Origin of the sequence: Streptomyces sp. NPDC018029, assembly GCF_044327655.1 — a bacterium.
In the GTDB taxonomy this organism is placed as follows: Bacteria; Actinomycetota; Actinomycetes; order Streptomycetales; family Streptomycetaceae; genus Streptomyces.
In genome coordinates, this window is the sequence record NZ_JBIRFV010000011.1 from 56,347 (window position 1) to 80,146 (window position 23,800).

Below are 23,800 nucleotides of genomic sequence, written 5' to 3' on the forward strand. Positions count from 1 at the left end.
GCTACGCCTCCTCTTCCTTCTTGTCCTTGCGGTTGAACTCGACCTGCACACGCGCCTTGTCGATCTCGTCGAAGGCGATCCGGCGCGACGTGGGCTTGCGGCCCTTCACGCCGGGCACTTCGAGGTCGAGGCCCTCGTCGTCCACGGTGAGGATGCGGGCGGTCAGCTCGCCGCCCTCGGTCAGCTGGAACTTCACCAGGCGGTCCACGGCGCGCACATAGTGACGGTGCTCGGTCAGGGCCCGCTCGGCGCCGGGGGAACCGACCTCCAGGTCGTACTCCCCCTCGCCCATGGCGTCGCTCTCGTCGAGCTTCGCGGAGAGCAGGCGGCTCACTTCCGCGATCTGGTCCAGGTCCACGCCGCTCTCGGAGTCGATGACGACTCTCAGCACCCGCTTGCGTCCGACGGAGGCCACTTCGATCTCTTCGAGATCCAGGTCCTGCGAGGTGACGAGCGGTTCCAGTAGTTGCCGCAGCCTCTCGCTCTGGGTGGTGCTCATCCGGGTGACTCCTCGGCCGCGTGTGCTGTTGTGGGTGCGTTGCAAGTCTGCGTGTCAGGTCAAAGGGTATCCGGTCCCGAGGGGTGTTGCGGCCCACGGAGCGGACGATGCGCCGCTCCGTCCCGAGCCGCTCGCGGGCGCGGGGCCGGTCCGAAGGTACGGTGATCACAAAGTCCGTGCCCGTCGCTCCGCCCTCTGTTCCCTTCCTGTTCCCTTCTCTCCCCCTCTCGCTCGCGCCTTTTGGCCTTCCTTCCGAGGACGTCTGCCGTGCCGTCGTATCTCACCGCCCCGCGGTCCCGCCCGGGCCCGCGCCGAAGGAGTCTGCTCACCGGGGCCGCCGGCGTCGCTTCCGCGGCGCTGCTCGCGGGCTGCACGGACTCCGCAGGCTCCGACACCGAGGAGTCGTCCGCCGCCCGGCGGCTGCGCGCCGCGGCCGCGAAGGACAGCAGGGAGCTCCTCGGGCGGTACGACGCCGTGCTCGCGGCGCATCCCTCGCTCGCCGGACGGCTCGCGCCGCTGCGGTCCGAGGTGAAGCAGCACGCCGACGCCTTCGCGGCCGGCCGCGCCCCGTCCACCCCGGCCGCCACGGCCTCCGGGTCCGCGGCCCCGTCGCCGTCCGCCCCCGCCGGTCCTTCGCCGTCCGTGCCCGCCGACCCCGGGGACGCCGTACGCGCTCTCGCCAAGGCCGAGCGCGAGCTGGCCGACCGCCGGGGCCAGGCTCTGCTGGACGCCCCGGCCGAGGAGGGCAGGCTGCTCGCCTCGGTGGCGGCCGCCGGCGCGGCCCACGCGTATCTGCTGACCGAGCGGGAGGGCGACAAGTGAGCGACGCGAAGGACCCCAAGGGGTCGAAGGACGAGGAGCTGAAGGCCCTGCAGGCCGCTCTCGGCGCCGAGCACGCGGCGGTGTACGGCTACGGGGTCGTCGGCGGCCGGATCGGCGACAAGCGCAGGCCCGAGGCGCGCACGGCGTACGACGCGCACCGCGCCCGGCGCGACGAGCTGCAGCGCGCGGTGCGCGACCTGGGCGGCGAGCCGCAGTCCGCGGACGCGGCGTACTCGCTGCCGTTCCCGGTGCCGGACGCCGCGGCGGCCGCCCGGCTCGCCACGGAGCTTGAGGACCGGGTCGCGGGCGTCTACTCCGATCTCGTACGCGCGTCGACGGGCACCCGGCGCGGCACCGCGGCCCGTGCGCTGCGGGAGGCGGCGGTCCGTGCGGCGCGGTGGCGGGCCGGGAGCGTAGCCTTCCCTGGGCTCGCCGAGCGGTCGACACCGTCGTCCGCACCGGCGACTCCCAAGGCGTAACGCGTTCAGGAAGGGAACAACTCGCGCATGGCTCTCGAACCGCCGCAGCGCCTCGTCACAGCTCTCGGCGAGACGGCGCAGGACGGCGACGACTGGCTGGAGAAGCTGCCCGAGGCAGTCGAACAGTCCGTCGCTCTACGCGAGTTGACCGTCGAGCGGACGCACCTTCCCGGTGGCCGCAGCAGCCTCGTGCTGCTGGTGCGGCGGGCCGACGGCACGCCCGCCGTGCTGAAGCTCGTGCCGCCGCGGTCGCGGCCGGAGAGCGAGCGGGCCGCGCTCGCCCACTGGGGCGGACTCGGCGCCGCGCGGCTGCTCGACCCGGAGTTCTCGGACGGTGCGCTGCTCCTGGAGCGGCTGCACCGTGACGTGTCCGTGCGGTCGCTGCCCGAGGCGAAGGCGCTCCTGGAGGCCGCGGGGACGCTGCGGCGGCTGTGGGTGGAACCGCCCGCCGGGCACCGCTTCGAGACGGTCGCCGAGCGGACGGGGCGGCAGGCCGACGCGATGCGCGCCTCGGCGGCCGCCGACGCGGACGTGGCGCCGCTGGTCGACGCGGCGCTCGCGGCCCGCGACGAGCTGCTCGCCGGGGAGTCCGGGGGCGTGGCGCCGCGGCTGCTGCACGGCACCTTCCGGCAGAGCAAGGTGCTCGCCGGGGACCGGCTGCCGTGGCTGGCGGTGGGTCCCGACCCGGTGGTCGGGGATCCGGCCTTCGATCTGGCGCGGCTCGTCCGTGACCGCGTGGAGGACCTGATCGCGTCGCCGTCGGGCGCCTCGATCACGCGGCGGCGCGTGAAGAAGCTCGCCGAGTCCCTGGAGGTCGACCAGGAGCGGCTGCGGGGCTGGACGCTGTTCCGGGCGGTGGAGTCCGGGGTGCGGGCGCTGCGGGTGGGGCGGCCGCAGGACGCGGAGCTGTTGCTGGAGTTCGCGGGCTGGCTGTAGCGGTAGCGGTACGCGAGAGGGCGCACCCCGGTCGGGGTGCGCCCTCTCCGTGTCCCGTCAGGCCGTCAGGCGGGCGATCGCCTCGTCGACCGTGAGCTCCTCGCGCTCGCCGGTGCGGCGGTCCTTGAGCTCGAGGACGCCGTCGGCGGAGCGGCGGCCCGCGACCAGGATCTTCGGCACGCCCATCAGCTCGGAGTCGGTGAACTTCACGCCCGGCGAGACGCCGGGCCGGTCGTCGACGAGGACCCGGACACCGGCCGCGGCCAGCTTGTCGGAGACCTCCAGGGCCAGCTCGGTCTGGAGCGCCTTGCCCGCGGCGACGACGTGGACGTCGGCCGGGGCGATCTCCTCCGGCCAGATCAGGCCCTTGTCGTCGGCGTGCTGCTCGGCGAGGGCGGCGACGGCGCGCGAGACGCCGATGCCGTACGAGCCCATGGTCACGCGGACCGGCTTGCCGTTCTGGCCGAGGACGTCGAGCTGGAAGGCGTCGGCGTACTTGCGGCCGAGCTGGAAGATGTGGCCGATCTCGATGGCGCGGTCCAGCTTGAGGCCGGTGCCGCAGTTCGGGCACGGGTCGCCCTCCTGGACGACCACGACGTCGACGTACGCGTCGACCTCGAAGTCGCGGCCGGCGACGACGTTCTTGGCGTGCACGCCGTCCTTGTTGGCGCCGGTGATCCAGGCGGTGCCGGGGGCCACGCGCGGGTCGGCGACGTACTGGACCTTCTCCAGGCCCTGCGGGCCGACGTAACCGCGTACGAGATCGTCGCGGTCCGCGAAGTCCTCGGCCGTCACCAGCTCCACCGCGGCGGGCGCGAAGTGCGCCTCGACCTTGTCCATGTCGACCTCGCGGTCGCCGGGGACACCGACGGCGACGATCTCGCCGTCGACCTTCACGAGGAGGTTCTTGAGGGTGGCCGACGCAGGGACGCCGAGGTGCGCGGCGAGCGTCTCGATGGTCGGGGTGTCGGGGGTGGGGATGTCCTCGGCGGCGGGCACGCCGGCCGCGTCGACCGGCTTCAGGGCGAAGGAGACGGCCTCGGTGTTGGCCGCGTAGTCGCAGTTCGGGCAGTCGGCGAAGGTGTCCTCGCCGGCCGCGGCCGGGGCGAGGAACTCCTCGGACTTCGAGCCGCCCATGGCGCCGGCGGTGGCGGCGCAGATGCGGTAGTCGAGGCCGAGGCGCTGGAAGATCTTCTGGTACGCGGCGCGGTGCAGCGCGTACGACTGGGCGAGGCCCTCGTCCTCCAGGTCGAAGGAGTAGGAGTCCTTCATGAGGAACTCGCGGCCGCGGAGGATGCCGGCGCGGGGGCGGGCCTCGTCGCGGTACTTGGTCTGGATCTGGTAGAGGATCACGGGCAGGTCCTTGTAGGACGTGCACTGGTCCTTGACCAGGAGGGTGAAGATCTCCTCGTGGGTGGGGCCGAGGAGGTAGTCGCCGCCCTTGCGGTCGTTGAGCCGGAACAGCTCCGCGCCGTACTCGGTCCAGCGGCCCGTCGCCTCGTACGGCTCCTTGGGCAGCAGGGCGGGCAGCGAGACCTCCTGGCCGCCCATGGCGTCCATCTCCTCGCGGACGACGCGCTCGACGTTGGCGAGGACCTTCTTGCCGAGCGGCAGCCAGGACCAGACGCCGGCGGCGGTGCGGCGCACGTAACCGGCGCGGACGAGGAGTTTGTGGCTCAGCACCTCGGCGTCCGCGGGGTCGTCGCGCAGGGTCTTCGCCATCAAACGGGACATGCGCTGGACCTGGGCCATGGAGAACTCCTGCTGCGTACCTGCTGCGTAAGGGTGGTCTCAGGAGGTTAGCCGGGGGCCGGGTGCGGGCGGAAATCGGTTACGGCTCAGACCCGTTTCGGCAGGGGCAGCGGGGCACCCATCACGGCGTACGGCTTGGGGGCGCTGGGGAACAGGACGCGGCGCGCCAGATCGGTGTAACCGAGGGAGCGGTACAGGCCCCGGGCGGGGCTCTCCACGTCGATCGCGGAGAGGATCGAGCGGGGCTCGGAAACGCCTTCGGTGATGGTGGTGATGAGCGCGCGCCCGATGCCGCGGTTCTGGTGGCCGGGGTGCACGTGCAGCTCGGTGATGACGAAGGAGTCGTCCAGCCAGCCGTCCAGGTTCTGGCTGCGCAGGTACGGCTCGACGACCGTCGACCACCAGTGGCCGCGGCTGTTGGGCATGCCGTAGACGAAGCCGACGAGCCGGTCGTCGGGGGTCGTCGCGCCGAACGCGCGGGCGCGGGGATACGTGAGGTGCCGCAGGACGATCTGGCGCCGCACGGCCACCTCGTCCTCGCTCAGTCCGAAGGCGTCGGCCTGGACGCGCAGGGCGTCGTCCACGCGCGCGGCGAGGTCGATCGGAGCGATCACGACATCGTCTGTCATGGGGCCGACCCTACTTTGCGAGGGTCGCGTTCAGAACAGGACGCTCGTGCCGGATCGCGGGGACGCTCGTGCCGGATCGCGCGGACACTGATGTCAGAACAGGACACTCATGAACGCCCCGACCTCCCGGAAGCCCACCCTTCGGTACGCCGACCTGGCGGCGGTGTTGAAGTCGTTCACGTAGAGGCTGGCGACGGGGGCGACGTCCGCGAGGGCGTAGCGCAGGACGGCCGCCATGCCGGGGGCGGCGAGGCCGCGGCCGCGGTACTCGGGGGCCACCCACACGCCCTGGATCTGGCAGGCCTTCGCCGTGGCGGCGCCGATCTCCGCCTTGAAGACGACCTTGCCGTCCCGGTCGAGGCGGGCGAACGAACGGCCCGAGCCGACCAGTTCGGCGACCCGGGCCTGATAGAGGAGCCCGCCGTCGCCCGCCATCGGCGAGACCCCGACCTCCTCGGTGAACATGGCGATGCACGCCGGCATGATCGTGTCCATCTCGTCCTTTCGGACGCGACGGACGTACGGATCGGGGACGACGTCGTCCGGGAGCCGGTCGGTGACCATCAGGGGCTGCTGGGCGCGGACCTCGCGGGCGGGGCCCCAGGACGGCTCCAGGAGCCGCCACAGCTGGGCCGTGGAGGCGGCGGGGCCGACGATGGACGAGCAGCGGCGGCCCGCCCTGCGGGCCCGGTCGGCGAAGCCTCGTACGGCTCGGGGGGTCGCGCAGATGGGGACGAGGTTGGCGCCCGCGTAGCAGAGGGACTCCAGCATGCCGTGCTCGTACCAGCCCCACATCTCGCCGCCGAGACGCCAGGGGTCGAGGCCGGCCACCTGGACGCGAGCGGTCACGAAGGCGTTCGCGACCGGCTCGCGGTCGAGCACGGCGAGCGCGGCGTCGAGGTCACTCGGTTCGAGGACCCGGGTAGTGGTCTGAGTCAACACGTGCGGGGGCCTCACCATACGGTCTGCTGATCTCCGCACTGTACCTGGCGGGGGCGCCTTGTGCGGGGGGTGCCTTTTGTCCCCCACGACTTCCTGCCCGCCGGGCGACTGCCCCTGGGCGGGGCGGGGGCGCTTTCGCCGCTGCGCGGCGGGGGGCCGGGGGGCGGCTCTTGGCTGCCCCGGGTGGGGTGGGGGCGGGCGTTTGCTGGCCGCTTCGCGGCGGGAGACGCACCTTGCCCCCCCCGGGGAGCAGGACGCCTTGCCGCCGCTTCACGACACGGTTCGGCCTATGGCTGCCCCCGAGCGGCGGGCGCCTTCCCGCCGCTTCACGGCGGGGTCGTCCCTCGGCTTCCCCCGGTGGGGCGAGCGCCTTCCCGCCGCTTCGCGGCCGAGGTCGTCCTTCGGCTTCCCCCCGGTGGGGGCGAGCGCCTTCCCGCCGCTTCGCGGCGGGGTCTGCCCACCCGCCCACCCGTTTGCCCCGCGCCGTTCCGTTGCTGTAGGGGCTGGGGAAGAGGGCGGGCGGGTGGGGAAACCGCCGCGCAGCGGCGGGCCGGGGCTGGGCGATGCCGGGGACTGGGCATACCGACGCGGAGCGGGGGCCCGAGGCTGGGCGGGGCCGGGCACCCCGCAAACCGGCGCACATGGCTGACAGGGCGGGTGGGTGGGGAAACCGCCGCGCAGCGGCGGGCCAGGGCTGGGCGATGCCGGGGACTGGGCATACCGACGCGCAGCGGCGGACCCGAGGCGGGCGGCGCCGAGCACCCCGCAAACCGGCGCGCAGCGGCGGGCCCGAGGCGGGCGGTGCCCGACGCCCCGCATACCGGCGGGCCCGAGGCCGGTGGGGCCGGACGCCCCGCATACCGGCGCACAGCGGCGGGGCCGGGCGCCCCCGCTATCGGTGGGCCCGAGGCGGGCGGGGCCAGGCCCCGCGTATCCGTGCAGGGTGGAGGCCGGTGGTGCCGGGGCCCGGCGGGGGTGGGGTGTGCGGGGGCGCACCTGGGGGCCCCGGCGCCGGGGAGTAGTGGGGCGCCGGGTAAGGGAAAGAGGTGCGGGCGTCAGCCTGCGACGGCCACTGTCGGCTCGCCGGAGGCCACCCCGTCCTTCTCCATCTGCTCCGCGATCTTCATCGCCTCGTCGATGAGGGTCTCCACGATCTTCGACTCGGGGACGGTCTTGATGACCTCGCCCTTGACGAAGATCTGGCCCTTGCCGTTGCCGGAGGCGACGCCGAGGTCGGCCTCGCGGGCCTCGCCCGGCCCGTTCACGACGCAGCCCATGACCGCGACGCGCAGCGGGACCTCCATGCCCTCCAGGCCCGCGGTGACCTCTTCGGCGAGCTTGTAGACGTCGACCTGGGCGCGCCCGCAGGACGGGCAGGAGACGATCTCCAGGCGGCGCTGGCGGAGGTTGAGCGATTCGAGGATCTGGATGCCGACCTTGATCTCCTCCGCCGGGGGCGCCGACAGGGAGACGCGGATCGTGTCGCCGATGCCCTCCGAAAGCAGCGCGCCGAAGGCGACCGCCGACTTGATGGTGCCCTGGAAGGCGGGGCCCGCCTCGGTCACACCGAGGTGGAGGGGGTAGTCGCACTGAGCGGCGAGCTGGCGGTAGGCGTTGACCATGACCACCGGGTCGTTGTGCTTCACCGAGATCTTGATGTCCCGGAAGTCGTGCTCCTCGAAGAGGGACGCCTCCCACAGCGCCGACTCGACAAGGGCCTCGGGGGTCGCCTTGCCGTACTTCTTCAGCAGCCGGGCGTCCAGCGAGCCCGCGTTCACGCCGATGCGGATCGGCGTGCCCGCGTCCTTGGCGGCCCGCGCGATCTCCTTGACCTTGTCGTCGAACTGCTTGATGTTGCCCGGGTTGACGCGGACCGCCGCGCAGCCGGCGTCGATCGCCGCGAAGACGTACTTCGGCTGGAAGTGGATGTCGGCGATCACCGGGATCTGCGACTTGCGCGCGATCGTGGCGAGCGCGTCAGCGTCGTCCTGCGTGGGGCAGGCGACGCGCACGATCTGGCAGCCGGAGGCGGTCAGCTCCGCGATCTGCTGCAGCGTGGCGCCGATGTCCGAGGTACGCGTCGTCGTCATGGACTGCACCGAGACCGGGGCGTCGCCGCCCACGGCCACCGTGCCGACCTGGATCTTCCGGCTGACCCTTCGGTCGGCGAGCTTGGTCGGAACGGACGGGATTCCGAGCGATACGGCAGTCATCTGGCGAGCATCCCCAAGAGTGTGGATCACAAGGCGTGGGTCACAAGGTGTGGATCACAAGGTGTGACCGGGTCCCGGCATCGACGGGCTCCGGGCTTCGAGATTACGGCACCCTGCCGGGCCCGGGCACATCCCGTCCGGAAGTCCACTCAATGGTGGGCGGCCCGTCACATAAGGTGCCGGGCCGCCGCAAACTTCTCGTAATCAGGAGATTCTCACCGGATTCACCACGTCCGCGATGAGGACCAGGATCGTGAAGCAGATGAAGATCCCCGCCACCACGTAGGCGACCGGCATCAGCTTCGCGACGTCGAACGGGCCCGGGTCGGGGCGGCGCAGGACCTTCGCCGCGTTGCGGCGCAGGGACTCCCACAGGGCGCCCGCGATGTGCCCGCCGTCGAGCGGGAGCAGCGGCAGCATGTTGAACAGGAACAGGGAGAGGTTGAAGCCCGCGATGAGGAACAGCATCATCGCGATCTGGTTCTCCGGCGGGATGTCCAGGGTGAACACGTCGCCGCCCACCCGGGCCGCGCCGACCACGCCCATCGGGGAGTCCTGCTTGCGCTCGCCGTCGCTGAACGCCGCGTTCCACAGGTCGGGGACCTTGGAGGGCAGGGCGATGATCGACTCGACGCCGTTCTCCATCATGTCGCCCATGCGGTCGACGGAGTCGCCGAAGGACTGCTGCACGATGCCGCTGGCGGGCGTGAAGCCGAGGAAGCCCGCGTAGACGTACTTGCCCTCCACGTAGGCGCCGTCGCCGTCGGTCTTGGTGACCTGGTTCTTGATGAGGTTCGCGTGCAGGTCGATCCGCTTGCCGTCGCGCTCGACCGTGATGGTGGCCGGGCCGATGGTCTCGCGGATCTTCGACTGGAGCGCGGACCACTCGTCGACGGGCTGGCCCTGGAACGCGACGATCTTGTCGCCCGGCTTCAGGCCCGCCGCCTTGGCGGGCGCGGCCTTGTCGCCCTTCTCGCACTTGGCGCGGTTCTCGCTCTGCTGGATGACGCAGTCGGAGACCTTGCCGACCTGGGTCGTCTGGCTGCTGATGCCGAACGTCATCATCACGCCGAGGAAGATCGCCACGGCGAGGATCAGGTTCATGAAGGGACCGGCGAACATCACGATCACGCGCTTCCACGGCTTGCGCGTGTAGAAGAGGCGGGTCTCGTCGCCGGGCTTGAGCTCCTCGAAGGCCGCCGAGCGGGCGTCCTCGATCATGCCGCGCCAGGGGGACGTCGACCGTGCCTCTATGCGGCCGTCGGCGCCCGGCGGGAACATGCCGATCATGCGGATGTAGCCGCCGAGGGGGATGGCCTTGATGCCGTACTCGGTGTCGCCCTTCTTGCGCGAGAAGAGGGTCGGGCCGAAGCCGACCATGTACTGCGGCACGCGGATGCCGAACATCTTGGCGGTCGACAGGTGCCCCAGCTCGTGCCAGGCGATCGAGAAGAGCAGCCCGATCACGAAGACGACTATCCCGAGGATCATCATCAAGGTCGTCATGCACGGGCCTCCGCGGTCGTCTTTGCTGCCAGTTCGCGTGCCCGAGCACGCGCCCAGGTCTCCGCCTCGAGGACGTCGGAGACGGTCAGGGAGGTTCCCGACGCACCGGTGACGGGGACGCCGTGTTCCTCCACGGTCCGGGTCACCGTCTCCATGATGCCGTTGAAGGGCAGCGCGCCCTTCAGGAACGCGTCCACGCACTCCTCGTTGGCGGCATTGAACACCGCCGGGGCCGTGCCCGCGAGCTCCCCGACGTGCCGGGCGAGGCCGACCGACGGGAAAGCGTCGTTGTCGAGGGGGAAGAACTCCCAGCTCGACGCCTTGGTCCAGTCGAAGGCGGGCGCCGCGTCCGGCACGCGTTCGGGCCAGCCGATGCCGATGGCGATCGGGCCCCGCATGTCGGGCGGGGTGGCCTGGGCGAGGGTCGAGCCGTCGGTGAACTCCACCATGGAGTGCACGTACGACTGCGGGTGGACCACGACCTCGATGCGGTCGAAGGGGATGTCGTAGAGGAGGTGCGCCTCGATGACCTCCAGGCCCTTGTTGACCAGCGTCGCGGAGTTGACCGTGATGACCGGGCCCATGGCCCAGGTGGGGTGCGCCAGCGCGTCCTCGGGGGTGACGTGCGCGAGGTCGGCCTTCGTACGCCCCCGGAAGGGGCCTCCGGAGGCGGTGACGACGAGTTTGCGTACGTCCGCGCGCGTGCCCGCGGCCAGCGCCTGGAAGAGGGCCGCGTGCTCGGAGTCGACCGGGATGATCTGGCCGGGCTTGGCGATCGCCTTCACCAGGGGGCCGCCGACGATGAGGGATTCCTTGTTGGCGAGCGCCAGGGTGCGGCCCGCTTCGAGGGCGGCGAGCGTCGGGGCGAGTCCGATGGAGCCGGTGATGCCGTTGAGGACCGTGTGGCAGTCGGAGGCGGCGAGCTGGGTGGCCGCGTCGGGTCCGGCCAGGATCTCGGGGAGCGGCTCCCCCCCTGCGTACTGCCCCCGGAGGGCTTCGCGCAGCGCCGGTACGGCGTCCTCGCGGGCGACCGCGACGGTTCGCACCCGCAGCTGCCGGGCCTGCTCGGCGAGGAGGCCGACACGGCCGCCCGCGGCGGAGAGCGCCGTGACGCGGAAGCGGTCGGGGTTGCGCAGGACGAGGTCGATGGCCTGGGTGCCGATCGAGCCCGTGGAGCCGAGGATCACGATGTCCCGCGGTCCGGCCCCGTCCGCGCTGGAGACGGGGTCGAAGACGAGATGCGGGTCGGCGAGGGGGGATGGGCTGTCGCTCATCCCCCTATTGTGTCCGCAACCCGCTCCCCGCCCGACAGGGCGTGCCCGGTCGGCGCGGATGTGGCGCGGCCGGTCGCCGCCCGGTGGGCGCCGATCGGTGCGCGTTCGGGGTGGGATGTGCGACGGATGGCGGGTGACCCGGCGCGCCGTGCCGATGAGGATGACCGGCATGGATCCCGAACTCGAAGCATTTCTGCCGCTGCTCCCGGAAGCGGACCTGAACGACCCGGTGGCCGCGCGCGCGAGCATCGCCGGATACGCCGCCGCGCGGCCCGTGCCCGACACCTCGGGCATGGTGGTCGAGGACCGCACGGTGCCCGCGGAGCCCGACGTGCCGGTGCGGCTCTACCGCCCGCACCGGGCGCAGGGTGCCGTCGTGTGGCTGCACGGCGGCGGGTTCGTCTTCGGCGGCCTCGACAGCGAGCACATGATGGCCGGGCTGCTCGCCGCCGGGTCGGGGGCCGTGGTGGTCTCGGTGGGCTACCGGCTCTCCCCCGAGCACCGCTTCCCTGCCGCCCTCGACGACGCGTACGCCGTGCTGGAGTGGACGGCCGCGCACGCGGCGGAGCTCGGCGTCGACCCGGCGCGGATCGCGGTCGGCGGTCACAGCGCCGGCGGGAACCTCGCCGCGGCCCTGACGCTGCGGGCCCGCGACGAGCAGGGCCCCGCGATCCGCTTCCAGCTGCTCAACCAGGCCGGGCTCGACGACCGGCAGGAGACGTGGTCGGCGCGGAACTTCACCGACACGCCGTGGATGGACCGCGGCAGGCTCGCCGCCTCGTGGCGGCACTACCTGGGCGGCCAGGCCGCCACGCCGTATGCCGCCCCGGCACGGGCCACCGATCTGTCCGGCCTGCCGCCCGCCCACATCGCCACCGCCGAGTTCGACCCGAACCGCGACGAGGACATCGCCTACGCGCTGCGCCTGCTGCAGGCGGGCGTCTCCGTGGAACTGCACCAGTGGCCCGGCACGTTCCACGGCTCGCAGGCGATCCTGTCCGCCGATGTGTCGCAGCGGCAGGTCGCCGAACTGGGCGCGGTCCTGCGCCGCGCCCTGTCCGGGTGAGCCCCGCCGCGGTCAGCCCTCCTTGATCACCCGCCGTACGTCCGGGCGTGGCGTCTCGGGGAGCTTCGTGTCCGCGATCCACGGCCCGTCGCCGGACGGGTCGACCACGCCGGATTCGAGCCAGGTGTACGTCCCCGAGAGGACGCCCTTGACCACCTTGCGGTCCAGCTCGTCGGTGTTGGTCCACAGCCGGTCGAAGAGTTCGTCGGCCCGGATGCGGGCCTGGCGGCAGAAGACGTCGGCCAGTTGGTACGCCTCGCGGCCGTGGTCCTCTGTGGTGCGCAGGAGCTCGGCGCGGACACAGGCCGCGCTCATCGCGAAGAGCTCGGCCCCGATGTCGACGACGCGGCCGAGGAAGCCCTGCTTGGTCTCCATCTTCCCCTGCCAGCGGGACATGGCGTAGAAGGTGGAGCGGGCCAGCTTGCGGGCGCCGCGCTCCACATAGCGCAGGTGGCCGGAGAGGTCGGCGTGGCCCGCCGGGTGGAACTCCGCGTACGAGCGCGGGAGTTGGCCAGGTCCCGCGACCAGCTTCGGCAGCCAGCGGGCGTAGAAGCCGCCCGCCCGCGCGCCCGCCTTCGCCTTGTCCGACAGGGTCTTGTCGGGGTCGATGAGGTCGCCCGCGACCTTCAGGTGGGCGTCGACGGCCTCGCGGGCGATCAGCAGGTGCATGATCTCGGTGGAGCCCTCGAAGATGCGGTTGATGCGCAGGTCACGCAGGACCTGCTCGGCGGGGACGGCGCGCTCGCCGCGGGCCGCCAGGGACTCGGCCGTCTCGAAGCCGCGGCCGCCGCGGATCTGGACGAGCTCGTCGGCCATCAGCCAGGCCATCTCGGAGCCGTACAGCTTGGCGAGGGCGGCCTCGATGCGGATGTCGTTGCGGTCCTCGTCGGCCATCTGCGAGGAGAGGTCCAGGACGGCTTCCAGCGCGAAGGTCGTCGCCGCGATGAAGGAGATCTTCGAGCCGACGGCCTCGTGGAACGCGACGGGCTTGCCCCACTGCTCCCGCGCGGCCGACCACTCGCGGGCGATCTTCAGGCACCACTTCCCCGCGCCGACGCACATCGCGGGCAGCGACAGCCGGCCGGTGTTGAGGGTGGTGAGGGCGATCTTCAGGCCCGCGCCCTCCTGGCCGATGCGGTTGGCGGCCGGGACGCGGACCCGGTGGAAGCGGGTCACGCCGTTCTCCAGGCCGCGCAGGCCCATGAACGCGTTGCGGTTCTCGACGGTGACGCCCTCGGACGCGGCCTCGACGACGAACGCCGTGATGCCGCCCTTGTGCCCCTCCGACTTCGGCACCCGCGCCATGACGACGAGCAGGTCGGCGACGACGCCGTTGGTCGTCCACAGCTTCACGCCGTCGAGGATGTAGTCGTCGCCGTCGGGCACCGCCAGGGTGGCGAGCCGCGCCGGGTCGGAGCCGACGTCCGGCTCGGTGAGCAGGAACGCGGTGATGTCGGTGCGGGCGCACCGCGGCAGGAAGGCGTCCTTCTGCTCCTGCGTGCCGAAGATCTTCAGGGGCTGCGGCACGCCGATCGACTGGTGCGCGGAGAGCAGCGCGCCGATCGCGGGGTTCGCGGAGCCGGCCAGGGCCAGGGCCTTGTTGTAGTAGACCTGCGTGAGGCCGAGCCCGCCGTACTTCGTGTCGATCTTCATGCCGAGCGCGCCGAGCTCCTTGAGGCCGTTGAGCACCTCGTCGGGGATCTTCGCCTCGCGCTCGATGCGGGCCGAGTCGATCTTCGTCTCGCAGAAGTCGCGCAGCTTGGCCAGGAACTCCTCGCCGCGCTGCGCGTCCTCGTCGGGCGGCATGGGGTGCGGGTGGATCAGGTCGAGCCGGAAGCGGCCGAGGAAGAGTTCCTTGGCGAAACTGGGCTTGCGCCAGTCCTGCTCACGGGCGGCCTCGGCGACCTGCCGGGCCTCGCGTTCACTCACTGACGGTTTGGGGGTTGGTGCGGACATGAGGAGCTCACCTCGCCGCGAAGCGGGGCGGCCGGGCCGCTCGGCCCGGACCTGCCCGGTCGGTTACTGACTGGTGCTACTGGATCGTCGGTACCCATCGTTGGTACCCGATTCATCCCGACCCCACCAGTCCTCGCGCGTCGTTCGGCGCATACCGTCGCGTACGAGAACGGCCGGAGCCCCCGCACAGTGGGCTCCGGCCGTTGTCCTTTGCGGGACGTGGTCCTACAGGGCGAGGCCCGTCAGGACCATGACGCGCTCGTAGGTGTAGTCGTCCATCGCGAAGCGGACGCCCTCGCGGCCCACGCCGGACTGCTTGACGCCGCCGTACGGCATCTGGTCGGCGCGGTAGGACGGGGCGTCGCCGATGACGACGCCGCCGACCTCGAGGGCGCGGTGGGCACGGAAGGCGGTCTGCAGGTCGTGCGTGAAGACGCCCGCCTGGAGGCCGTACTTGGAGTCGTTCACGGCGGCGAACGCCTCCTCCTCGCCGTTCACCTTGCGGAGCGTGAGGACCGGGCCGAAGACCTCCTCGCAGGCGATCGTGACGTCGGCCGGTACGTCGGCGAGCACGGTCGGGGCGTAGGTGGCGCCGTCGCGCTTGCCGCCGGTGAGCACCTTGGCGCCCGCCTTGGCCGCCTCGTCGACCCAGGACTCCACGCGCTTGGCGGCGTCCTCGTTGACCAGCGGGCCGACCTCGGTGGCCGGGTCGGACGGGTCGCCGGTGACCTGGGCCTCGACGGCCTTGACCACGCGCTGCACCAGGCGGTCGTACACGGACGCGTCCGCGATGACCCGCTGCACCGAGATGCAGGACTGGCCGCCCTGGTAGTTGGAGAACGTCGCGATGCGCGAGGCGGCCCAGTCGAGGTCCTCGTCGGAGGAGTAGTCGGCGAGGACGACGGCCGCGCCGTTGCCGCCGAGCTCCAGGGTGCAGTGCTTGCGCGGCACCGAGTCCATGATCGCGTAACCGACCTTGTCGGAGCCGGTGAAGGAGATCACCGGCATCCGCTCGTCCTGGACGAGGGCGGGCATCTTGTCGTTGGCGACCGGCAGGACCGACCAGGAGCCGGCGGGCAGCTCGGTCTCGGCGAGCAGCTCGCCGAGGATCAGGCCGGAGAGCGGCGTCGCGGGGGCCGGCTTCAGGATGATCGGCGCGCCGACGGCGATGGCCGGGGCGATCTTGTGCGCGCAGAGGTTCAGCGGGAAGTTGAACGGCGCGATGCCGAGGACGACGCCCTTGGGGAAGCGGCGGGTGAGCGCGAGGCGGCCCTGGCCGCCGGCGTCGGTGTCCAGGCGCTGGGCCTCGCCGCCGTTGAAGCGGCGGGCCTCCTCCGCGGCGAACCGGAAGACCGAGACCGCGCGGCCGACCTCGCCGCGGGCCCACTTGATGGGCTTGCCGTTCTCGCCGGAGATCAGCTGGGCGATCTCCTCGGTGCGCTCGACGAGCCTGCGGCTCACGTGGTCGAGGGCGGCGGCGCGGACGTGGGCCGGGGTCGCGGCGAACTCGTCGCGCACGGCGTAGGCGGCGGCGACGGCCTCCTCGACCTGGGCGTCGGTCGGGACGGCGGCCTTGCCGACGAGCCGTCCGTCCCAGGGCGAGGTGACGTCGAGGGTGGTCTCGCCGGTGGTCTGGCGACCGGCGAGCCAGAAGGCGTGGATGGAAGTCATGTCGATTCCCGGCCCTTCCGCGGTGGTGTGTCTGGGGGTACGTCCCTCACCGTAGGGGCAGGGGAACGCGCTGACGTTTGTCCGGCGCGGAGTACTGGCCGGGGGGCCTGCACCGGTTTGTACGGGGCGGGGTCTTCGGCCGTCCGTTCTCCCGCGCGGGCGCGTTGTGGCTGGTCGCGCAGTTCCCCGCGCCCCTAGGCCATCCGGCGGGCCCGGCGACGTTCTCGTGCCCCGCTCGGAGTCTCGGCTGTTACGTGCGGGTGCGTTGTGGCTGGGCGCGCAGTTCCCCGCGCCCCTGAGGCCATCCGGCGGGCTCGGCGACGTTCACGTAACCCGGTCAGTCCGAGCCCATTGATGTTGCCTTGAGGGAGAGCCACAGCTCCATGCGGACGTCCGGGTCGTCGAGGGAGCGGCCGAGGATTTCTTCGACTCTGCGCATGCGGTAGCGGAGGGTGTGGCGGTGGACGCCGAGGTCGGCGGCTGCCGCGTCCCACTGGCCGTGGCGGGAGAGCCAGGCCCGGAGCGAGGCGACGAGGTCGCCGCGGCCGGTCGCGTCGTGTTCGTGCAGCGCCCGCAGCAGGCCGTCCGCGAAGGCCCGCACCGCGTCGTCCGCGAGGAGGGGGAGGACGGATCCGGCGGCCAGTTCCTCGTGCTCGACGAGTGCGCGGCCGCGCCGCCGCGCGACGGAGAGTGCCTGCTCGGACTGCTTGTAGGCGGTGGCCGCGGCGATCGGCCCTGCCGGTGCGGACAGGCCCATCACCAGCTCGGCCTCCTCGCCGGAAGCGCCGGAAGCGGCGGCCTCGCGCCCCGCGGCGCCCCGGCCCGCCTCCAGCGCGGCCGCGTACTCCGCGCAGGCCCGCGCTCCCGCGCCGCCGTCCCGCACGAGCAGCACGAGCCGTTCCCCGTACGGGACGACGAGCAGCGCCTCGCCGGAGCGCGCGGCCGCGGCCTCGACGACGTCGACGAGTCCGGCGAGCGGGTCGCCGCCGCCCGAGGCGTCGGCCACCGCCGCGAGGACGGCGGCGGAGGCGGTGCCCGGCGCGACCTCCGTGCCGCCGCCGTCGGCGGCCTCCGCGGCGCCCGCCCGCACCCGGGCCGCCGACGCGGACGCCACCTCCGCGACGACGAGGCGGAACGGCGCGTCCAGGAGCCCGCCGTACAGGTCGCCCGCGACGGTCCGCGCGTGGTCGGGCTCCCCGGCGAGCAGCATGCGCAGCACGGCCGCGCCGATCCGCTGCTCGGCGGCGTGCAGGGAGCGGGACCGCTCCGTGGTGAGGGTGAGCAGCGCGATGGCGGAGTGCACCGCGTACCGCTCGGCGGTGCCGAGGGTCGACGCCGTGCCGACGGCGAGCGCGGCGCGCGGCCTGCGCCCCGTGCCGAGCGAGTGCAGCTCGATGCGGTCGTCGGCGCCCGCGACGACGGAGCTGGCGGGCGCCGGGCGCTCCCGGAGGCGTTCCACGTCGGCGGTGAGCCGGGCGGCCCGGCGCGCGGCCCACTCGGGTGCGGCGGCGACGACGGCGCCGGACGCGTCGTACAGCGCGGCCCAGCCGTCGACCTGCCCGGCGAGCGAGAGGAGCAGCCCTTCGGGGCCGTCGCTCAGCGCCTGCCTGGTCAGCTCGCGCTGGGCGGCGAAGCCCGCCGTCACGGCGCGGTACTGCTCGGCGGCGATGGCCGCGGAGACGGCCTTGCTGATGGCGATGAAGGGGGTGCGCCGCGGCACCTCGATGAGGGGGAGCCCGGCGTCGGTCGCGGCGTCGACGAGCGCCTTGGGGATGTCGGGGTAGTGCACGCCGACGGCGAAGCCGAGGCCGACGACGCCCGCGCCCGCGAGCCGCTTCACATAGCGCCGCATGGCCTCCGGGTCCTCGGCGTCCAGTTTCAGCGCGGTGATCAGGAGGAGCTCGCCGCCCTCCATGTAGGGCACCGGGTCGGCGAGTTCGCTGGCGTGCGCCCAGCGCACCGGGGCGTCCAGGCGTTCCTCGCCCGCGCGCACGGTCAGCTTGAGCGCGGAGTGGTGGACGAGCGAGGCGAGCGTGGGCGGCATGGGACCTTCAGGTCTGCGGCAGGGATGTGGATCTTTTGGCCGGTCCGTATGAACGACCTGTGTCGATTCTGCCTCACTGTACGGTGCGGTCGAGACCGAACACTCCGTACGCGCGGGTCCGCCTGGGGTCGCCGGGGCCGGGCTCTCCGGGTGCCCCGTCCAGGCCCTTTCAGGCCCGCCCCGCACGGGCTCCGGGCCCCCTGCCCGCCGCCTCAGGACCGCAGGTCCACCAGGAGCGGGGGCGCGTACTCACCGCGTACGTCGGTCAGGGAGAGCACCGCGTGTCCCGGTGGCACCCCGTGCGCCAGCTCGGACGCCGACCAGCGCTCGCGCTCGACCTGGCGGACGGTGACGGCGTCCCTCGTCACCGCCTTGCCGGTCACGAGTTTGCGCAGGGCGTGCAGCGCGCGGGTCATCGGCTGGTCCGCGAAGACCGCGTGCTCGGCGACCTCGCGCGTCTCGACCCACTGCTTGCCCCAGGCCTCCGCAAAGCGTCTGCCGTCCCAGGTCGATACGCCCGAGAACGCCATACGGCAACCGACGGTCGCGTACAGCGGCCCCTGCAGCGCCTCCGGTACGTCACTGACGGTGCGCAGCGCGAGCACCACCCCCGCGTTCGCCGACCGCAGGCGCTGGACGCCGCGGATCGTCTCGTTGGTCACGGTGCGCGTGGCGTCGTCGAGGACCAGACAGATGAAGTGCTCCCGGTCGTCGCGGGCGTGCGCCACGGCGTTGAACTGGGCGAGGACGAGGCGCGCGATCAGCCGCGACGCCTCCGCGTGGCCCCGCTCGGGCAGGTCGACGCGGACCCGCATGGGGTGGTGCACGACGGCGCGCAGCGAGAAGGGGCTTTCGGTGCCCGCGCCGAAGAAACCGGCGAACGCGGGCCGGTCGAGGAGGGCGAGCCGGTCGGCGAGGGCCGGGCCGGGGTCGGCGGGGCTGCCCTGCTGGCGGACGCGCGCGTCGAGTTCGCGCCGCATCACAGCGTGCTCGTCCGCGGCGAGGGCGGTGCGCAGCTCCGACACCGCCGAGGGCACGCCTTCGAGCAGCTCGCGCAGGACGGGCACGGCGGGGAAGCGGCCGTACGCGGTCCAGTAGGGGCCGAGCACCTGGGCCAGCGTCGTGGCGGCGCGCCGGCTGTCCACCGTTTCGAGGTCGCCGACGAGCCCTTCGGCCAGGAAGGACGCGGCTTCGTCGGGGTCCGTGGCGCCCGCGTAGAGGTCGAAGTCGTGCGTCGAGGAGGGGTCGCCGAGCTTGACGACGACGTCGTACCCGTCGTCGGCGCCGAGCGGCGCGCCCGCGGGGCACACCGCGACGACCGCGCAGCGGCCGGTGAGTGCCTGGAGGGCCAGGGACTCCACCACGGGGCGGACCAGCCGTTCGGTCTTGCCCGCCCCCGACGGGCCGACCGCCAGGAGCGAGGTGCCGAGCACCGCTGTCTCCAGGGCGATGCCCGCGCCGCGGGCCGCCCACGGGTTGCGGTCCTCGGGCACGCACCGGCCGATGCGCACCTGCCCGACGAGCAGGTCGTGCGGTGCGGTGCGGGACGGGAGGTCACGGGCCCCCGAAGGGTGCGTCCAGGCGGCCGCGCCCCGCCGCAGCACGGTCTCGGTGAACGAGGAGAGCAGCGCGGGATTCCGCTGCGCCTCGCGCCAGGCCCGGCGCACCCGGACGCAGTCGACGTCGTTCATCCGCCCGGCAAGGACCTCGGCGGAGAGCACGTCGGCCGCCTGGTCCTGCCCGGCCCCTCGCAGCTCGGGCCACTGGGAGCGGGGCGCCACCGGGGCGGGCCCCGCCGGACGCGGCGGCACGTGCGGGTTCCGCTTCGGCCGGGCCGACCAGTCGCGCACGAAGCCCCACCAGTCGCCGAGCCGCGCGAAGGGCCAGAGGACCGCCGCGGTGATCACCGCGTACAGGCCGTAGGTGACGATCTCGGCCTCGAAGATCTCGTAACCGCCCGTGCAGAGCGCGGTCAGGGACATCACGGGGGTGGCGACCGGCAGCGCGTCCCAGGAGACGCCGGGAAAGGCGTCGGGCCAGACGAACATCAGCGCGATCAGGGCGCCGAGCACCGAGCGGATCAGCCGGACGGGCTGTTCCCTGCGGGCGATGAGATGTCTGAACGCCTCGGTCCAGTTGCCGAGGCGGCCGATGCCGTACACGACGAGGCCGAAGAACACCCCGTCGACGACGGTCAGGTACTCGTCGCCCTGCCAGTGCTGCTCCTTGGGGTGGAGGGTCCCCGCGTAGAACCACTCGTCCGGGATGAACAGCTTGATGATCGTCGCCTGGTAGGGGAGGGCTCCCCGCCGCCACACGGACCAGACGAACAGGCCGAGCACGAGCGAGATCATCAGACCGGCCACCAGGGCCCGGTCCATCCGCCGGCCGTCCTGGCCTTCCGGCGGCGGCGGAACGTGCCGGAACCGCCAGATGCCGAGGTCGGCCTTGGGGCGCGGCGCGCTCAGCCAGTCAGCGATGTCGGAGAGATGCGAGGGCGGACGGCGCGGCACCGGGGGCTGGGCGGGGGCCGGTGGGCGGCCCGGGGCCGGCGCCTGGACCTGAGCGGGTGGCTGGACCGGAGCGGGTGGCGGCGGCGCGGCAGGCGGCCCCGCGGGCAGGCGCGGCGAGCTCTCCGCCGGGCGCGGCACGGGAGTGGCATGCGTGCCCCGCGCGTCCTGCGTGCCGTCGGAATCCATGATTCTTGCCCCCTGGCCTGCCGCTCTCCTGGTTCGCGGGCCAATCTAGTGCCCGTACAAGGGGAGTTCATCGGATACGCGCCCGGGATCGCCGGGAACGCGGCAGCTCAGGGCGGCCCGCGGGCGACGCGGGCCGAAACCGCCCGCTATGTCCACCACGGCCCGCCGGTATGTCCGCCACGGCCCGCCGCCTATGTCCACCGCGGACAACCGCCGCGCCGAACGACTCCCGTGTGGAGCATGCCCGCCCCCTTGCGCCGCCCCTAACCTGCGAAGAAAGCAGTAGAGCGTCCGTATCGTCGCCCCACCCCCGTCAGCAACAGGAGCCCCTCATGACCGCCCTTCCGCAGGAGCGCCGCGTCGTCACCGCCATCCCCGGTCCGAAGTCGCAGGAGCTGCAGGCCCGCCGTACCGCCGTGGTCGCCGGTGGCGTGGGCTCCGTGCTGCCCGTCTTCGCCGCGCGCGCGGGCGGCGGCATCATCGAGGACGTCGACGGCAACCGTCTGATCGACTTCGGTTCCGGCATCGCCGTGACGTCCGTGGGCGCCTCCGCCGAGGCCGTCGTGCGCCGGGCGTCCGCGCAGCTGGCGGACTTCACCCACACCTGTTTCATGGTCACGCCGTACGAGGGCTACGTCGCCGTCGCCGAGGCGCTCGCGGAGCTCACGCCGGGTGACCACGAGAAGAAGTCGGCGCTGTTCAACTCCGGCGCCGAGGCCGTCGAGAACGCCGTCAAGATCGCCCGTGCGCACACCAAGCGCCAGGCCGTCGTCGTCTTCGACCACGGTTACCACGGCCGCACCAACCTCACGATGGCGCTGACCGCCAAGAACATGCCGTACAAGCACGGCTTCGGTCCGTTCGCCCCCGAGGTCTACCGCGTCCCTGTCGCCTACGGCTACCGCTGGCCGACCGGTGCCGAGAACGCCGGTCCCGAGGCCGCCAAGCAGGCCATCGACATGATCAACAAGCAGGTCGGCGCCGACAACGTCGCCGCCATCATCATCGAGCCGGTGCTCGGCGAGGGCGGCTTCATCGAGCCCGCGAAGGGCTTCCTGCCGGAGATCGTGAAGTTCGCCAACGACAACGGCATCGTCTTCGTCGCGGACGAGATCCAGTCCGGCTTCTGCCGCACCGGCCAGTGGTTCGCCTGCGAGGACGAGGGCATCGTCCCCGACCTGATCACCACCGCCAAGGGCATCGCGGGCGGCCTGCCGCTCGCCGCCGTCACGGGCCGCGCCGAGATCATGGACGCCGCGCACGCGGGCGGCCTCGGCGGCACCTACGGCGGCAACCCGGTGGCCTGCGCCGGTGCGCTCGGCGCCATCGAGACGATGAAGGAGCTCGACCTCAACGCCAAGGCGAAGAACATCGAGTCGGTCATGAAGGGCCGGCTCTCCGCCATGGCCGAGAAGTTCGACATCATCGGCGACATCCGCGGCCGCGGCGCGATGATCGCCATCGAGCTCGTCAAGGACCGTACGACCAAGGAGCCGAACCCCGAGGCGACCGCCGCCCTGGCCAAGGCCTGCCACGCGGAGGGCCTCCTCGTGCTGACCTGCGGCACGTACGGCAACGTCCTGCGCTTCCTGCCGCCGCTGGTCATCGGCGACGACCTGCTGAACGAGGGTCTGGACATCATCGAGGGCGCGTTCGCCCGCGTCTGAGCGTCCCGGTACGCGGCGTGACCTTCGGGCCCCGACCGTCGGGGCGTGTGAAGAAGGTGTGCGGGCCCCATGACGGGTTGCCGAACCTCCTGTCGGCCCGCAACCGCCTGCCGTACGGTTTCTGCAGTTGAGAGAGACACCCGCCCACAGGGGACTGTGGGCGACACCACGGCGGAGCCTCCCCAGCCCCGCCCTGGTCGTGCCCAGCGCACACCCCGGAGCCATCGGCTCCGGAACTCCTCACCGATCGGACGGCCGCTCGCCCCACACCCCCCGGGGCGCGCGGACCACCGATCCGGTGGCCGTCTCGGAGACTCCCCCCGACGGGCCCGCGTGAGCAGGCCCCCTCGGACCGTCCGGGCCGGCCGACCGACCGAAGGGCCGGCGCACTCCCCCCCTTGCGCCGGCCCTTCGGCATGTCCTCGCTTCGTCAGCCGGGACCGCGGCCGGTTCTGCGCCCCTGCGCGTCGAGCAGGACCCCCGCACGCTTCACCGTCCGCAGCGTGACGCAGCGGTCCGCGATCCGCACGCCCTCCAGGCCGTCCTCGATCCGCGCCTCCAGCCGCGTGACGTCGGCCAGCTCCCGCGTCCAGACACACACCGCCAGGTTGTACGTGCCGACGACGGAGACCACCAGCCGCGCCTCCTCCAGGCGCGCCAGCCGCGCGGTGACGCCCGCGAGCCGCCGGGCCGGCACCCGCAGGAAGAACCAGGCCTGCACGGAGCGTCCCGACCGCCCGCGGGCCACATCGGTCCACAGCACCACCCGCTGCTCGAACAGGAGGCGCTGCACCGTCTCCCGCGCCCGGCGCACCGCGAGGCCCGTGCGGGCCGCGATCTCGGTGGCGGGCATGCGCCCGTCCTCGTGCAGGGCCGCGAGGACCGCGCGCTCCGGCTCGGAGAGGGCCGCGGGGACGGCCGGTTCACGGGAGACGTGACCGGTGAACCGTTCGCTCCGGTCCGGCGAGAGCTCCCCGAGCCGCCAGTCGCCGGACTCCCTGACGAACGAGGTGATGAGCTGGGTCCGCACGGCCCCGATCTGCGGTCTGCTGCCGAGCCGGGTCAGGAGGTAGTCGGCCAGCGCCACCTCGTCGGCCGCGCCCACGCCGATCAGCAGGTCGCGGCCGCCCGACGCGATGTCGAGCGTGCGGCACTCCGGGTCGTGGACGAGCGCTTCGGCGACCTCCAGGGGGTTGCCCGCGCACTCCACCTCGACGATCGCCATCCGGCCGGAACCGGGGCCGGGTTCGTACGCCGTGACCCAGGCCAGGCCCGCGGCCCGCAGCCGGTTCCACCGGCGGGAGACGGTGACGGCGTCCACGCCGAGCACCGCGCCGACCTTCGCCCACGAGGCCCGCGGCTCGATCTGGAGGGCGTTGACGATCTGTAAGTCCAAACGGTCCGGGCGGTCCAGACGGTCCGGGCGGTCCGCGGGGCCCGGGCTGTGGGGGCTGTCCGAGCTGTCCGAGCTGTCCGGGCTGTGCGGGCTCTGATCCGCGACGAGCGGCTCGGCTGTGCCGCCGGTCGGCGCATCGGTTCTCACCACCCCTGTATAACGCGCCTTCCTGCGCGAGGCAGGTCCTTTTCGCCGCGATCCTGCAAGGCACTCCTCGCGCCCCGGCGTCTCCATGAAGATCGCGAAGCG

At 72.9% G+C, this 23,800-nt stretch carries 17 protein-coding genes; 5 read left to right on the forward strand and 12 right to left on the reverse strand.

Annotated elements, in window-relative coordinates; genetic code table 11:
* Position 1: 1 nt before the first annotated feature.
* Entirely contained in the window at positions 2 to 499 is a 498-nt protein-coding gene (gene rimP, locus ACH4D5_RS30325; protein WP_398308563.1) for a ribosome maturation factor RimP, read from the reverse strand.
* Between the two features lie 267 nt (positions 500 to 766).
* Between rimP and ACH4D5_RS30330 the strand changes: the two genes are divergently transcribed.
* The 3 genes from ACH4D5_RS30330 to ACH4D5_RS30340 are packed head-to-tail and all read left to right on the forward strand — an operon-like array spanning position 767 to position 2,736.
* The gene (locus ACH4D5_RS30330; RefSeq protein ID WP_398308565.1) at positions 767 to 1,321 is read left to right on the forward strand and encodes a hypothetical protein; all 555 of its coding nucleotides are present in this window, start codon (positions 767 to 769) and stop codon (positions 1,319 to 1,321) included.
* A complete protein-coding gene (locus tag ACH4D5_RS30335; RefSeq protein WP_398308567.1) occupies positions 1,318 to 1,800 on the forward strand; it encodes a ferritin-like domain-containing protein in 483 nt (160 codons plus the stop codon). The genes ACH4D5_RS30330 and ACH4D5_RS30335 overlap by 4 nt, the downstream gene beginning before the upstream one ends.
* 27 nt (positions 1,801 to 1,827) lie before the next feature.
* Entirely contained in the window at positions 1,828 to 2,736 is a 909-nt protein-coding gene (locus ACH4D5_RS30340) for an aminoglycoside phosphotransferase family protein (RefSeq protein WP_398308569.1), read from the forward strand.
* Between the two features lie 57 nt (positions 2,737 to 2,793).
* Here ACH4D5_RS30340 and ACH4D5_RS30345 read toward each other — a convergent pair whose 3' ends face one another.
* The 6 genes from ACH4D5_RS30345 to dxr form a co-directional block, all read right to left on the reverse strand.
* On the reverse strand, positions 2,794 to 4,488 hold the full coding sequence (locus ACH4D5_RS30345) for a proline--tRNA ligase (protein ID WP_398308571.1): 1,695 nt from the start codon (positions 4,486 to 4,488) through the stop codon (positions 2,794 to 2,796).
* A gap of 86 nt (positions 4,489 to 4,574) precedes the next feature.
* Positions 4,575 to 5,117 (reverse strand): GNAT family N-acetyltransferase, encoded by a 543-nt coding sequence (locus ACH4D5_RS30350; RefSeq protein WP_398308573.1) that lies wholly within the window; start codon positions 5,115 to 5,117, stop codon positions 4,575 to 4,577.
* 93 nt (positions 5,118 to 5,210) lie between these two features.
* Positions 5,211 to 6,059: a GNAT family N-acetyltransferase gene (locus tag ACH4D5_RS30355; protein ID WP_362994109.1), complete on the reverse strand. Its 849-nt coding sequence runs from the start codon at positions 6,057 to 6,059 to the stop codon at positions 5,211 to 5,213.
* A gap of 1,055 nt (positions 6,060 to 7,114) precedes the next feature.
* The gene (gene ispG, locus ACH4D5_RS30360; RefSeq protein WP_362994111.1) at positions 7,115 to 8,272 is read right to left on the reverse strand and encodes a flavodoxin-dependent (E)-4-hydroxy-3-methylbut-2-enyl-diphosphate synthase; all 1,158 of its coding nucleotides are present in this window, start codon (positions 8,270 to 8,272) and stop codon (positions 7,115 to 7,117) included.
* Between the two features lie 204 nt (positions 8,273 to 8,476).
* Positions 8,477 to 9,778, reverse strand: coding sequence for a M50 family metallopeptidase (locus tag ACH4D5_RS30365; RefSeq protein ID WP_398308575.1), 1,302 nt, complete (start codon positions 9,776 to 9,778; stop codon positions 8,477 to 8,479).
* Positions 9,775 to 11,052 carry a 1-deoxy-D-xylulose-5-phosphate reductoisomerase gene (gene dxr / locus ACH4D5_RS30370; RefSeq protein WP_398308577.1) on the reverse strand — a complete coding sequence of 426 codons (1,278 nt, stop codon included), beginning with the start codon at positions 11,050 to 11,052 and terminating at the stop codon, positions 9,775 to 9,777. The genes ACH4D5_RS30365 and dxr overlap by 4 nt, the downstream gene beginning before the upstream one ends.
* A 169-nt stretch (positions 11,053 to 11,221) precedes the next feature.
* Between dxr and ACH4D5_RS30375 the strand changes: the two genes are divergently transcribed.
* On the forward strand, positions 11,222 to 12,118 hold the full coding sequence (locus ACH4D5_RS30375; RefSeq protein WP_398308579.1) for an alpha/beta hydrolase: 897 nt from the start codon (positions 11,222 to 11,224) through the stop codon (positions 12,116 to 12,118).
* Positions 12,119 to 12,130: 12 nt separating this feature from the next.
* Here the strand turns inward: ACH4D5_RS30375 and ACH4D5_RS30380 are convergent, their stop codons facing one another.
* The 4 genes from ACH4D5_RS30380 to ACH4D5_RS30395 all read right to left on the reverse strand — a co-directional run bounded on the left by ACH4D5_RS30380 (position 12,131) and on the right by ACH4D5_RS30395 (position 20,488).
* The gene (locus ACH4D5_RS30380; protein WP_398308581.1) at positions 12,131 to 14,074 is read right to left on the reverse strand and encodes an acyl-CoA dehydrogenase family protein; all 1,944 of its coding nucleotides are present in this window, start codon (positions 14,072 to 14,074) and stop codon (positions 12,131 to 12,133) included.
* 225 nt (positions 14,075 to 14,299) lie between these two features.
* A complete protein-coding gene (locus tag ACH4D5_RS30385; RefSeq protein ID WP_398308583.1) occupies positions 14,300 to 15,745 on the reverse strand; it encodes an aldehyde dehydrogenase family protein in 1,446 nt (481 codons plus the stop codon).
* A 337-nt stretch (positions 15,746 to 16,082) separates the two neighbouring features.
* Positions 16,083 to 17,789, reverse strand: a complete 1,707-nt coding sequence (locus tag ACH4D5_RS30390; RefSeq protein ID WP_398308585.1) for a PucR family transcriptional regulator — start codon at positions 17,787 to 17,789, stop codon at positions 16,083 to 16,085.
* 212 nt (positions 17,790 to 18,001) lie between these two features.
* Positions 18,002 to 20,488: an ATP/GTP-binding protein gene (locus ACH4D5_RS30395; RefSeq protein ID WP_398308587.1), complete on the reverse strand. Its 2,487-nt coding sequence runs from the start codon at positions 20,486 to 20,488 to the stop codon at positions 18,002 to 18,004.
* Positions 20,489 to 20,820: 332 nt separating this feature from the next.
* Here ACH4D5_RS30395 and gabT point away from each other — a divergent pair, with 332 nt between their 5' ends.
* The gene (gene gabT / locus ACH4D5_RS30400; protein ID WP_398308589.1) at positions 20,821 to 22,155 is read left to right on the forward strand and encodes a 4-aminobutyrate--2-oxoglutarate transaminase; all 1,335 of its coding nucleotides are present in this window, start codon (positions 20,821 to 20,823) and stop codon (positions 22,153 to 22,155) included.
* Positions 22,156 to 22,585: 430 nt separating this feature from the next.
* Here the strand turns inward: gabT and ACH4D5_RS30405 are convergent, their stop codons facing one another.
* A complete protein-coding gene (locus ACH4D5_RS30405) occupies positions 22,586 to 23,698 on the reverse strand; it encodes an Lrp/AsnC family transcriptional regulator (RefSeq protein WP_398308591.1) in 1,113 nt (370 codons plus the stop codon).
* Between the last annotated feature and the right edge of the window lie 102 nt (positions 23,699 to 23,800).